This window comes from Pseudomonas sp. ARP3 (assembly GCF_001029595.1).
Taxonomy (GTDB): Bacteria; Pseudomonadota; Gammaproteobacteria; order Pseudomonadales; family Pseudomonadaceae; genus Aquipseudomonas; species Aquipseudomonas rhodesiae.
In genome coordinates this window covers 98,473-112,250 of record NZ_LEKF01000017.1, presented here as the reverse complement: position 1 = coordinate 112,250, position 13,778 = coordinate 98,473, and the positions used below count along the sequence as shown (strand labels likewise).

The 13,778-nt window shown below is 63.6% G+C and carries 7 protein-coding genes; all 7 read left to right on the top strand.

Annotated elements, in window-relative coordinates:
- Nucleotides 1-3 precede the first annotated feature (3 nt).
- Complete coding sequence (locus ABX75_RS19075) at nt 4-507, top strand: murein L,D-transpeptidase family protein (RefSeq protein ID WP_034100351.1); 504 nt, start codon at nt 4-6, stop codon at nt 505-507.
- A gap of 263 nt (nt 508-770) precedes the next feature.
- Complete coding sequence (locus ABX75_RS19070) at nt 771-1,502, top strand: GntR family transcriptional regulator (RefSeq protein WP_034100353.1); 732 nt, start codon at nt 771-773, stop codon at nt 1,500-1,502.
- A gap of 53 nt (nt 1,503-1,555) precedes the next feature.
- Complete coding sequence (gene nagA / locus ABX75_RS19065) at nt 1,556-2,662, top strand: N-acetylglucosamine-6-phosphate deacetylase (protein WP_034100355.1); 1,107 nt, start codon at nt 1,556-1,558, stop codon at nt 2,660-2,662.
- Entirely contained in the window at nt 2,643-3,665 is a 1,023-nt protein-coding gene (locus ABX75_RS19060; RefSeq protein WP_144419307.1) for an SIS domain-containing protein, read from the top strand. Before nagA ends, ABX75_RS19060 begins: the two co-directional genes overlap by 20 nt.
- 36 nt (nt 3,666-3,701) lie before the next feature.
- Nucleotides 3,702-6,212, top strand: coding sequence for a phosphoenolpyruvate--protein phosphotransferase (gene ptsP / locus ABX75_RS19055; protein WP_047882470.1), 2,511 nt, complete (start codon nt 3,702-3,704; stop codon nt 6,210-6,212).
- A 27-nt stretch (nt 6,213-6,239) separates the two neighbouring features.
- A complete protein-coding gene (gene nagE, locus ABX75_RS19050) occupies nt 6,240-7,934 on the top strand; it encodes an N-acetylglucosamine-specific PTS transporter subunit IIBC (RefSeq protein WP_040269363.1) in 1,695 nt (564 codons plus the stop codon).
- A 92-nt stretch (nt 7,935-8,026) separates the two neighbouring features.
- Entirely contained in the window at nt 8,027-13,774 is a 5,748-nt protein-coding gene (locus ABX75_RS19045; RefSeq protein ID WP_047882469.1) for a membrane-targeted effector domain-containing toxin, read from the top strand.
- Nucleotides 13,775-13,778 lie beyond the last annotated feature (4 nt).

Below are 13,778 nucleotides of genomic sequence, written 5' to 3'. Positions count from 1 at the left end.
TCAATGCGTTGGTTGCTTGCTCTGTTCTGCCTGTCGTTCGCCATGTTGTCGTCAGCCTCCACCCTGCAAACCGCGAGCGGTAAAACGGTCGAGAAGGTGCTGGTGCTCAAGTCCGCTCATCAATTGCAGTTGATCAATGACGGCAAGCCTTTCAAGACTTATCGCATTTCCCTGGGCAAAAACCCCAAAGGCCACAAACTGATCGAAGGCGACCGCCGTACCCCCGAAGGGCTGTACTGGATCGACTGGCGCAAGACCAGCGAGCGCTTCAACCTGGCCATGCACATTTCCTACCCCAATATCAGCGATGCCGCACGCGCGCGCCGTGAAGGCGTGAAGCCCGGCAGCATGATCATGATCCACGGCACCCCCGACACCGAGGACTACCCGGAGCAGTGGTTTCATACCCTGGACTGGACCGACGGCTGCATCGGCATGCGCAACGTCGACATGCGCGAAGTCTGGAACCTGGTCAAAGACGGCACCCTGATCGAGATCCGGCCGTAACCGTCGACCGCTCGTAAAATAATTCAAAAACTTCTATCGCCCCTGGCGAGGCCTACCGGTGAATACCAGTTCACCGCGCGGGCCTGTGCATTTCTGCGCGCCACAAAGACCTCTCTAATACCACTTACCAAACAGCACCAATATCGCGCCCTAAATCATGGATTCGCACCGTTTTGGCAGCATTGACATGGTATTTAAGTGGTATTAGCTTGCGCCCCATACCGAGTGCCAGAACACCAATAACCGCATCGGACACCTCACAAATGAACCACATCCTCACCCTGCGCCCCGACGACAAACAATCCACGCCGCTGTACCTGCAATTGGCGCGCAATCTGGAGGCCGCCATTCATGCCGGTCGATGGACGTCCGAACAAGCTCTGCCGTCGGAGCGAACACTCAGCGAGCAGTTGAGCATTTCGCGGGTTACCGCGCGCAAGGCGCTGGAAGTGTTGCTCAGCCAGGGCCTGATCCGCCGCAGCCAGGGCTCCGGGACGTTTATCACGCCGCGCCTGGAGCAGCCGTTGTCGCGCCTGTCGGGGTTCAGCGAGATGTTGCGCCTCAAGGGGTTCGTGCCCAGCTCACAGTGGCTGGAGCGCGAGATCACCCCGCCGACCCATGAAGAACTGATCCGCCTGGGCCTGTCGCCCACCGACAAAGTCGCGCGGCTCAAGCGCCTGCGTAAGGCCGATGACACGGTGATGGCGATCGAGATGACCACCCTGCCCGCCAGCGTACTGCCGCAGCCGCAGTCCGTCGGCAACTCGCTGTACGAATATCTGGACGGCGTCAACAAACCCATCATGCGCGCGCTGCAGCATATTCAGGCGATCAACGCCTCGGACGAGTTCGCCAACCTGGTGGGCATCGCCCCCGGCACCGCCATGCTGCTGATGACCCGGGTCGGCTACACCGCCGACAACACACCGATCGAAATCACCGACACCTACTGTCGCAACGACTACTACGACTTCGTCGCCGAACTTCGACGTTAAAACGCCGCGCGGCACCGACGTTGCGACCCCTTGCGAGACACAGAGAACTGCCCATGTCCGAAGACAATATCCTTACGCCCCAAGGCTGGGTGCGCGGCCGCCTGGTGCACGAGCACGGCAAGGTCATCGCCGTCCACGGCCAGCCGTGCGACCCGGCCGACAACGACCTGCCCTACCTGCTGCCCGGTTTTATCGACCTGCATGTACACGGCGGTGGCGGCAAGGACATCATGGAAGGCGTTACGGCCTTCGAGACCATCACCCGCACCCATGTGCGCTTCGGCACCACCTCGCTGCTGGCCACTACCATGACCGCACCGGTGGATGAAATCTCCAGTGTCCTCGGCCAACTCGGCGCGTTCTGCGAGCAACGCCCCGTTGGCTGCGCCCGGGTACTTGGAGTGCATCTGGAAGGGCCCTACATCAATCCAGGAAAACTCGGCGCCCAACCCAACTTCGCCCACACCGCGCTGATGGCCGAAGTGGAAGCCTATCTGCGACTGGCGCCGATCCGGGTGATCACTATTGCTCCGGAAATCGCCGGCCATGACGGCCTGATCCGCGCCCTCAGCCAACGCGGCGTGCGCATGCAGATCGGTCACACCCTGGGCAGCTATGAAGAGGGCGTTGCGGCCCTGGCCGCCGGCGCTACCAGCTTCACCCATTTGTACAACGCCATGAGCCCCCTGCATCACCGCGAACCCGGCATTGTCGGCGCCGCGCTGGCCCATGCCACCTACGCCGAATTGATCCCGGATTTGCTGCACGTACACCCCGGCGCCATCCGCGTGGCGTTGCGGTCGATCCCGTGCCTGTACTGCGTCACCGACTCCACCGCCGCCGCCGGCATGCCCGACGGTGAGTACAAGCTGGGCAGCCACACCGTGACCAAATGCCTGGGCGGCGTGCGTCTGGCCGACGGCACCCTGGCCGGCAGCACCCTGACCATGGATCAGGCGCTGCGCAACCTGGTGAAGATCGGCCTGCCGCTTCACGAAGCCTCGCAGCGCCTGTCGCAATTCCCCGCGGATTACCTGGGCCTGGAAGAACGCGGCCGCCTGCAACCCGGCAGCTTTGCCGACTGCGTGCGCCTGGACCGTTCCCTGCACCTCACTGACGTAATGGTCGAAGGAGACACCATTGACTTCAAAAATGCTTGAAGAGGCCCTGGCCTCCGCTGACGCGGTTGCCGCGCAGTTGCAACGTTTGGATCCGTTGCTGGAAGAGATTGCCGGTCGCCTGCGTCGCCAGCCGCCGCAAGTGGCGATGACCATCGCCCGCGGCAGCTCCGACCATGCCGCCAGTTACTTCGCCTACTTGGCCATGCAGCATGTGGGTGTGCCGGTGGCGTCGTTGCCGATGTCGGTGGTCACGTTGCTGCAAGCGCCGTTGAAGGTCAGTGGCCAGGTGGCGTTCGGGTTTTCCCAATCGGGCCAGAGCCCGGATCTGGTCAACAGCCTGCGCCTGCTGCGCAAGCGTGGCGCCTTGAGCATCTCGTTGGTCAATGCCGAAGATTCGCCCCTGGAAGCCGCGTGCGAATTCCACGTACCGCTGTGCGCCGGGCCGGAACTGAGTGTCGCCGCCACCAAGAGTTTTATCGCCACCCTCAGCGCCACGGCGCAGTTGATCGGCCACTGGAACCAGGAAGCCGAGCTGCTGCGCGCCTGCCGCGCATTGCCCGATGAATTGCGCGCCGCCGCCAAGCAGGATTGGACCCCCGCCATCAACGCCCTGCGCGACAGCCAACGCCTGATGGTGATCGGTCGTGGCGCCGGTTTCGCCATTGCCCAGGAGGCCGCGCTCAAGCTCAAGGAAACCTCGGCGATCCAGGCCGAAGCCTTCAGCAGCGCCGAAGTACGTCACGGCCCGATGGCCTTGATCGATGACAACTACCCGCTGTTGGTGTTCGCCCCGCGCGGCGCCGAGCAGGCTGGTCTGCTGAGCTTGGTCACCGACATGCGCCAACGCGGCGCCCGCGTGCTGCTGGCCGCGCCGGACGATATCGCCGAACGCGACCTGACCCTGAGCCGCGCCGAACACCCGAGCCTGGACCCGATCCTGGCGATCCAGAGTTTCTACGTGATGGCGGCCGGCCTGGCGGTGGCGCGAGGCATGGACCCGGACCAGCCGCGCCACCTGAGCAAAGTCACCCGCACCCACTGAGTCACTTGCCGTGTTTTCCTGATGAGTACCGTGCCCATGTCCAATAACAACAATGACCTGACCCTCAGCGCCCCTTTAAGCGGGCCGGTGCTGGCCCTGGGCAACGTGCCCGACGAGGTATTCGCCAGCGGTGCCATGGGCGACGGCCTGGCCATCGATCCGCTGAACGATTGCCTGCACGCGCCGTGCGACGGCGAGATCATCCAAGTAGCCCGCACCGGCCATGCGCTGACGATCCGCGCCGACAACGGCGCCGAACTGCTGATGCACGTGGGCATCGACACGGTGGCGCTCAACGGCCAGGGCTTTGCCCTGCGCGTAGAACAGGGCGCGCGGGTCAGCCGGGGCCAGGTGTTGCTGCAGTTCGACCTGGACCGCGTCGCACGCCACTGCAAAAGCCTGATCAGCCTGATCATCCTCACCAATGGCGAGCACTTCCAATTGCATCCGCTGGGGATTGATTCGGTCAAGGTCGGCGAGCCGTTGATGCAGATTACGGCGCGCGCGGCCGCTTCGGTGCGCACGGCTGTGGACAACAGCGACGCTGAAGCCAGCGCCCAGGTGCGCGTCACGCATCGGGGCGGTTTGCATGCGCGTCCGGCGGCGCTGATCCGCAAGGCGGCGCAGGGGTTCAGCAGCCAGTCACGCCTGCATTTTGCCGGGCACTCGGCGGCGTGCGACAGCTTGATGGGCGTGATGGGGCTGGGCGTGGGAGAAGGCGACCAGGTGCGTGTGACATGCCGCGGCAAGGATTGCGAAGCCGCACTGCAAGCGTTGGTGACGGCGCTGTCCCAGCCTATAGGCGATGCCCCTCACGCGCCGGCCGCCGCCGCGCCCGTGCGGGTCACTGCCGAGGCCGGCGTGCTGCAAGGCGTGTGCGCGGCGCCCGGGCTGGTGTGCGGGCCGCTGTTGCGCATGGCCGGTGTGGAGCTGGCGCCCGATCCCGGCGATCATCAAGCCGATGAACAATTGCAGCGTCTGGACGCGGCGCTGGAACAAGTGCGCGGCGAAATCCGCACCACCCTGGCACAGGCCCGCCACCGTAAAGCCGTGGAGGAAGAAGAGATCTTCTCCGCCCATTTGGCCTTGCTGGAAGACCCCGCGTTGCTGGACGCCGCCAACGCCGCCATCGAACGCGGCAGCGCGGCCACCCACGCCTGGCGCGATGCGATCCAGGCCCAGTGCCAGGTGTTGCTGGGCTTGGGCAAGCCGCTGTTCGCCGAACGCGCCAATGACCTGCGCGACCTGCAGCAACGGGTGCTACGTGCATTGCTTGGCGAAGCCTGGCAGTTCGAACTGCCCGCCGGGGCCATCGTCAGCGCCCATGAACTGACCCCATCGGACCTGCTGCAATTGAGTGCACAACACGCGGTGGGCCTATGCATGGCCGAAGGCGGGGCCACCTCCCATGTGGCGATCCTCGCCCGAGGCAAAGGGCTGCCGTGTGTGGTCGCCCTCGGCGCTGAAGTGCTCGACGTGCCCCAAGGCCAACGGGTGGTGCTCGACGCGGCCAATGGGCGCCTCGAATTGGCGCCCAGCGAGGCACGTCACGCCGAAGTGCATCGGATTCGCGACGCGCAAAAACGGCGGCGCCAGCAGCAACAAACCCAGGCACACCAGCCGGCGCAGACCCGCGACGGGGTGAGCATTGAAGTGGCGGCCAATGTCGCCTCCAGCGCCGAGGCACAGGTAGCGTTCGAGAACGGTGCCGATGGCGTCGGCCTGCTGCGCACCGAATTCCTGTTCGTCGACCGTCGCACCGCGCCGGATGAGCAGGAGCAACGCCAGGCCTATCAAGCGGTGCTGGATGCCATGGGCGACAAATCGGTGATCATCCGCACCATCGATGTGGGCGGTGACAAACAGCTCGACTATCTGCCGCTGCCGGCGGAAGCCAACCCGGTGCTGGGCTTGCGTGGTATTCGCCTGGCCCAGGTACGGCCCCAATTGCTCGATCAACAACTGCGCGCGCTGTTGCAAGTCACGCCGCTGGGGCGGTGCCGCATCCTGCTGCCGATGGTCAGCGAAGTCGACGAACTGCTGCACATCCGCCAGCGTCTCGACCAACTGTGTATGGAGCTGGAACTGAGCGTGCGTCCGGAACTGGGCGTGATGATCGAAGTGCCTGCCGCCGCGCTATTGGCCGAGCAACTGGCCCGGCATGCGGATTTTCTCTCCATCGGCACCAACGACCTGTCCCAGTACACCCTGGCCATGGACCGCGACCACGCGGGGCTCGCGGCCCGCGTTGATGCCCTGCACCCGGCGCTGTTGCGCCTGATCGCCCAAACCTGCGCCGGCGCGGCCAAGCACGGGCGTTGGGTTGGCGTGTGCGGCGCCCTGGCCTCCGATCCACTCGCCACCCCGGTACTGGTGGGGCTGGGGGTCAGCGAGCTGTCCGTCAGCCCGCTTCAAATAGCCGAGATCAAAGACCGCGTCCGCCATCTGGAGGCGGCGCACTGCCGGCAACTGAGCCAAGGGCTGCTCGACCTGAGCAGTGCCGCGGCCGTTCGCCAAGCCTGTCAACGCCACTGGCCGCTGAGCTGACAACAACAAGAAAAAGGGAGACATGCCATGTACCAGCACTTTATCGAAGGCCTGCAACGCTTGGGCCGTGCACTGATGCTGCCGATTGCGATCCTGCCGATCGCCGGCCTGCTGCTGCGCCTGGGCGACACCGACCTTCTGAACATTGCGGTGATGCACGATGCCGGTCAGGCGATTTTCGCCAACCTGGCGCTGATCTTCGCCATCGGTATCGCCGTGGGTTTTGCCCGCGACAATAACGGCACCGCCGGCTTGGCCGGGGCCATCGGCTATTTGGTGATGATCTCCACCCTCAAGGTGATGGACACCACGATCAACATGGGCATGCTCGCCGGTATCGCCAGCGGCTTGATGGCCGGGGCGCTGTACAACCGCTTCAAGGACATCAAGCTGCCGGAGTACCTGGCGTTTTTCGGCGGCCGGCGGTTTGTGCCGATTGTTACCGGGTTCTCCGCCGTGGGCTTGGGCGTGGTGTTCGGCCTGATCTGGCCACCGATCCAGCATGGCATCAACAGCTTCGGCGTACTGCTGATGGAAAGCGGCAGCCTCGGCGCATTCGTATTCGGCGTGTTCAACCGCCTGCTGATCGTTACCGGTCTGCACCACATCCTCAACAACATGGCCTGGTTCGTGTTCGGCAGTTTTACCGACCCGGCCACCGGTGCGGTGGTCACGGGCGACCTGACCCGCTACTTTGCCGGCGACCCCAAGGGCGGCCAGTTCATGACCGGCATGTTCCCGGTGATGCTGTTCGGCCTGCCCGCCGCGTGCCTGGCGATGTACCGCAACGCTTTGCCGGAGCGGCGCAAGGTCATGGGCGGGATCTTCCTGTCGATGGCCCTGACATCGTTTCTGACCGGGGTGACCGAGCCGATCGAATTCGCCTTCATGTTCCTCGCGCCATTTTTGTACCTGATCCATGCGGTACTGACGGGTCTGTCGATGGCCGTCACCAATATGTTGAACATCCACCTCGGCTTTACCTTCTCCGGTGGCTTTATCGATATGGTGCTGGGTTGGGGCAAGTCCACCAATGGGTGGTTGGTGGTCCCGGTCGGCTTGGCGTATGCGCTGATCTACTACAGCGTGTTCAGCTATTGCATCCGCCGCTTCAACCTGAAAACGCCGGGGCGTGAAGATATCCAAGCCGCGCCGACGCAAACCCTGACCGACAACCAACGCGCCAGCGCCTACATCCGCGCCCTGGGCGGCGCGGACAACCTGCTCAGCGTCGGCGCCTGCACCACCCGCCTGCGCTTGGACATGGTGGATCGCAACAAAGCGCTGGATGCCGACCTCAAGGCGCTGGGCGCCATGGCCGTGGTGCGCCCCGGCAACGGTGGCAGCCTGCAGGTGGTGGTCGGGCCGATGGCCGATAGCATCGCCGATGAAATTCGCTTGGCCATGCCGTCATTCGTCGCTACCGCACCGGTGGCAGCGGCACCTGTGGATAAACCGAAAGCCGTGAATGAGCAGCACGCCGAGCAATGGCTGAACGCCTTGGGCGGACGCGCGAATGTGCGCCAACTGGAAGCGCTGGCCATGACCCGCCTGCGGGTGGTGCTGGGCGATGATTCAGCCTTGTCCGAAGCGCAACTGACGGCGCTGGGCTGCCAGGGCATCAGCCAGCTCGACAGCGGCGTTTGGCACCTGCTGGTCGGTGACAAGGCAGCCGGATTGGGCGAGGCGCTGGAACGCCTGACCCGCCCGCTCAACGCCTGACCGGCGGGGGGCACCACTGACTTATCTACAGCCCGTTCACGGCGCCATTCTCCAAGCTAAGGGTTCTTTCCCTCAGCATGGAGAATGTGCCCGTGAGCACGTCCAGCCCCCCTATTGCCCCGACGTTCGATGAGATAAAGGCCTACCTCAATCAAATCGGCCAGCATCTGCTCGAATCCCCCACACTGTTGATCCCGGAGAAAGCCCCCTCGCCTGACCTGCGTTATCTCGAACGCTTGAACGGGCTGATCCGTGGTGCCCGCCGGCAATACCTTGAACATGCGCGTGTCCACTACGGAACACTGCGCGACAGCGATCTGCGCAGTGAAGCAGGACAAGCCTTGCTCGCCACCCTCAAGGCCAACCTCGATACCCGGTTGCGACAACTGGATCTGGCCCACCAGATCGACGGCAAGCCGCGCAAATCCTTTATGACCTTCGACGCCGGCTTCATCGCCCTGACCCACGAAGCCAAGCTCGGCGTGCAGGATCGGCTGTTGCACCCGCAAGAAGGCGCGATGCTTGAAAAGGTGTCGCTGTACCCGACCTTGCGCCCGGGGCTGTATGCGTTGCGCTTCAGCTATCAGGAGCAGACCGTCGAGCTGGCCGGTGCGTTTGTGGTGACCGAAAAAAACCATCCCCTGCCGAGCAGCCTCACCGCCCCGCAGGATGTCGGCCAGGTGCTGCTGTTCACTCCAGCGCGGGGCGTCGAGTCATTCAATTCATTGGCGCTGCTGGACAGACGCCTGCACCAGCAGTTCGAACACCCCGCCAGCACCGAGGAATTCAGGGCGCTGCTGCCAGTGCGCTACCAAGCGCTGGGTAGCAGCGGAATCTGGCCGCTGACGCTGTCGCCCATCAGCGATAAGCCGCTGTTCGAGCACGTCAACCAAGTGCTGATCGACCGGCGCACCCTGGACATCGAGCGCGCGTTAAGCCTTGTGGACAACCCGGACCAGAACGCCGCGCAACTCATTGAGGCTGTCGAGCATGCCATCGAGGCCGCCCTGCCCGACCTCACCGCCCGCCTTGAACTGCGAGCCCAGACCCTGCTCGAACGCTGCCTGCGTTACAGCGCGCCGGACTGGTACCGCAGCGCCAGCGAGGTTGCGCGCAGCACCCTGGCCGAGCGCCTCAAGGGCTACGATCAGGCGCGCCGGGCAATGCTGGAGGTGTTGAACCCGGCCACCACCCCCCGCACGCTGGCACGCTATCAATGGCTGGAACGGCTGGCGGACGAGTTGGACATCCACGACCTGGAACCCCAGCACCTGCTGGTCAGCACCCGACGCTTCGTCCCCAATGTCGGCCATTACGATCACGACCGCACGCTGATCGAGCTGGCCTTGCGCGGCCTGCACACCGACGATGAAAAGCCGGGCTCCGACTTCCTCGCCAACACCGTCCTCACTTACAAGGATGCGCCCCTGCCAGCGGCCTATCAGGATCTGAACGTCGCCTGGCTGGCGCAGCAAATGGCCACCCTGCAACCGCGCCTGGACTTCGCCGATGCGCAACGCGATCTGCATGGCCGGGCAGAAGTGCGGCGCGCGGTTGAGCACATGCTCGATCAACGTATCGTCGCATTGGCGTATATCGCCCACCTGCAAGGTCATCTGCTGGAGAGCGACCTGCAACTGCTTGAGCGTCTGCGCGAAGGCACCGACCCGCAGCTCAGCGCCGCCACCGTGGGGGCCAATACCCTGTCGCTGCACGGCGCACAGCTTCAGGACCTGTGGGTGCTGCGCCGTACGAACGCCAGCGGCGTCGTGGACCGCGTGCTGCTGTGCACCCCTGAAGCGCCGCGCGACCAGCAATTCAAGGCCTTCGACACGGAACGGGCCTGCCAGCAACATATCCTCGGCTGGACCCTGGACAACGGCCTGAAGGCCGCGCCGGGGAGCATGACCGATTACCTGATCACCCGCGTGCCGCTGCGTTTTCGCGCGGCCATGCAGCACGTATTAAGCAACCTGAGCCTCAAATACCACGCCGAGGAATACAAAGAGGTCACCTTCAGCACCACCGCCAGCCACGCCGAATGCCTGCAAGCGATGTCGCGCCATGTGCTGTCGGCGCGTATCGACGACTATGCGTTCAGCACCCCGAACTGGTACCGCTCGACCACCGATGAGGTGCGCAAACAACTGGTGACCGCCGCCGAGGACGCCGAAGGGGCGCTGCAGGCCTACCACGAACATCCGCTCTCGGAGGCTAATTTCCACAGCTTCAACACCTACCTCCATGACCAGGCCCGACAACGCTTGAATGGCCTGCTGGGCCGCCCAGGGAATGACGTCGACCCGGATACCGTCTGGGTCTATGCCCCGCCGACATTAGTTCTTGCCTCGCGCCCCGAACCAATGACCTACACCCAATTGTTTCGCGACGGCTACGCCGACGGGGTGGGCTTTCTCGATGAGAAATTTTCCCGCTCGGCCACCTTCAGGGGCCCGGAGGGTATCGACCTGAGCGCACTGACCGCCGAAAAGGTCGCGCGCTCGGTCACAGGGGTGTGGATCGGTCAGCGCTATACAGACAAAGTCAGACGCGAGCTGCTGAATGCCGAAAGCCCGGCCTATGACTTCCGGCGCAATGCCATTCTGGCCATCACCCAACGCCAGTTGCTCAGTGCCGCCATCGAAGCGCAGCTCAAAGGCGACATCGCCGGGGTGGACCTGAATTGGCTGAAAAAAAGCATCGCCAGCCTGGGCGACACCACCGTGCAAACCCGCAAGACCTACGCCATCCACCGTTTGATGATCGATGGCGATTGGGTGATCGACACCTACCTGTTCAGCCACGCCGACAACCCGGTCCTGCTGTACACCCCGCAAGCGCCCGACGGCATCAGCTTTCGCGAGGCTCGGCTGTTCAATTACCTGCTCAAGACCCAGCCCGGCTGGATCGGCTACCTGGTCAACCGGGTCGGCGTTCAATCCCAGGCGCGAGTGCGCAGCTTTCTGGAAGAAGCGCGGCGCCTGCTGCCCGCGCACTTGGATAGAACCAGCCTCAGTCCGGCGCGCTACGACGCCATAGCCGGCGTGCCGCCTGTTACCGACCTGCGCCAGCTGCTGTACAACATGAAACTGCAACGCAAGATCGACAACGTCACGGGCACCACGGTAAACCGCACGCAAATGGTAACCGGCATTCTCTGGACCTGTGTGGAATGGGTCACCGCTATCGCCACCGCGCCCTACCCGGTGCTGAGCCTGAGCACCGGCATGTTGCTGGCTTTCAAGGACGCCATGCTCGCCCTGCACGCCTATCACCAGGGCGACACCGGCGCGACACTGGAACACCTGGCCGGGTACCTGTTCAACAGCGCCGGCGCGGTGTTCACCGACTTGCGCCCGGTATTGCGCGGCCTCAGGCCGACTGGCAAACCGTTGCGTCTGGCCGCAGCCAAGAACGAACACCTGCGCGCCATGAAATTGATCCGGCAACTGGAGCCCGCCCCTGCGGTGCCCGCCAACATGCAGCCGGTGATGTTCGAAGGGCAAGCCTTGTGGGCGAGCCGTACGCCGGATGTGATCGGGCGCTATTTGCTGTATCGGCTCGATCCGCTCAGCGGCAAGTTGGTCTCGACCACCCGCGTGGCCGCCCCCAATGCCGAGGGCGTCTGGCATCGTACCGGAGTGGCCGGCGGCGGCCCGAAATATGAAGCGCTGCCAGAGACACCCCAACCGTTTGCCCAGTATGAAATGCCGGAGAAACACTGGCGCGACCTGACGACGGTGATCAACCCGAACGTGCGCGAAGAACTCATACGGCTGGGCCGCGAACGCGACGTGCCGGCTTATACGGTGTTGTCGTCCGCGGCCGACAGCGTGAAACACTTGCAGCCGGTTTACGTGCAGAAAGTCGAGCGGCTGATCAAGGATGCGCGCAATTTTTTCCGATTCCTCGACCCGATCCCCACCCGCGCGCCCGCGCCGCCCATAGAGGCCGGCACAACCTTCAGGCAACTGCTCGACAGCGATGTGTTCGCCGGCAACAAGAACCTGGTCATTGGGGCGGTACCCGGCTCCATCGCCAGTAAACAGGTGCTGATGCAACAGATGGACGCCCTGATCGAAAAAGGCTTCAAGCGCCTGTACGTGGAATACCTGCCGGGGGACGTGTTCCGGCCGAAACTGGAGAAATTCAACAAGGGCCAGTCCTGGCGGCACATCCAGCAGCATATGCGGAGTATCGACAGCGCCTTCGGCATCGCCGACGACGCGGAGTTTTCCTTCGCTGCCCTGCTAGGTAAAGCGCAGGAAAAAAAGGTGAAAATCTGCGCCCTTGATGCCACGACGTCCTATCAACTCGAAGACTCGCTGACCCTGCTCGGTAATACGCCGTCCACCACGCCACGGGGCAATGACCTGAGAAACTTCTACTCCCATAAAGTGATTCAAGCCGACAGCGTCGACGCCATGGATGAACGCTGGGTAGCCTTGGTCGAACCGTCCCGGATGCGCAGCTTCAATCAAACCCCGGGGCTGGCCGACCTGCATAATGCGCTGGCGTTGCGCATCGACGACGTGGGCGCGAACCAGCCTGTCGGCCTTTGGCTGGATACTCCCGGCGCGATTCCCGGCGATGGACTGGCCAAGGCCGATTACCGTATGACCCTGCACACCGGCTACAAAGCCCCCCAACCCAGTATCGCGGAGAGTGCACCCCAGCCCGGTCACTTCAGTGAGTTCGACATTGCGCCGACCTTCAGGGACGACATCGCCAGCCTGGCCGAACACCCCAGGGGCCTGGACACGCGTTACGCCCCCAGCGGTGCCCGCAGTCGTGCAGCATTCGATGCCTTTGTGGCGCTACGCACGCAGTTGAAGGCCAAGGCCCGAGCGTTTTTTGCCGACTATCACGCCACGCTCCGACCGGAACTGCCGCGCCTGGGAGCGGACACTACGTCGGAAGCTTTCCTCAAGCAGGTCAGTGACAGCACGTTCTCGGGGCTGGTGATTGGCGAAGCCCACTCGGCCCAGGCCAGCAAAGCGTTCCTGCGCAAACAGATGAAGACCCTCAAGCAACAAGGCTTCAAAACCTTATATGTCGAGCACCTGCTGACCGACCTGCATCAGGCACAACTGGACCTGTTCCATCGCACCCAGCGCCTGCCCGACGGGCTCAAGGCTTACCTCAAGCGCCAGGACAGCGGGCATATGCCGCTGTACCGAGGCCCTAACAGTTATTCCGAAGTGATTCAGGCCGCCGGCAAATACGGCATTCGCGTTCGCGCCCTGGACTGTACCGCCAGCTATCACGTCAAAGGCCTGGAGGGCATCACCGATCGCAATCAACTGTTCAGCTATTTTGCCGCTCAGGTAATCAAGGCAGACCAGACGGCCCATGGCCCGCACAAATGGGTGGCGTTCGTGGGCAGCGGCCACACCAATACTCAGCTCGGGGTGCCGGGGCTGGCCGAATTGCAGGGCGCCATCAGCCTGCATATTCGCGACGTCGCGCCCACCCTGTCGCGCAGCCTGCATCGCGGTTATTGGGAGACGGACATTCAGGGCGCCTACTGGATTGCCGTGCGTAGCGACTTCAAGCTGGACGTCGGTATCGCAGGTACCCAGACACCCCTGCCCTTTGCTGCCGCAGACCGCTCGAAACTGACTCGACCCGGTTTCTTTCTGGTGGAACGCCCATCAGCCGCCGAAACCAACATCCTGCACCGCTCCCGTAGCGGCGAGATCGTTTCCACGCCCATCCAGGTGGATGACAACGGGCTGTTTTTCATCGACCGCTGGAACATGAAAGAACAGCGCTTCGAGTTCCAGAACACCCTGATCGAAGCCTTGAGGGAAGAGGTGAAACTGACACCGGCCCCCTGAACAC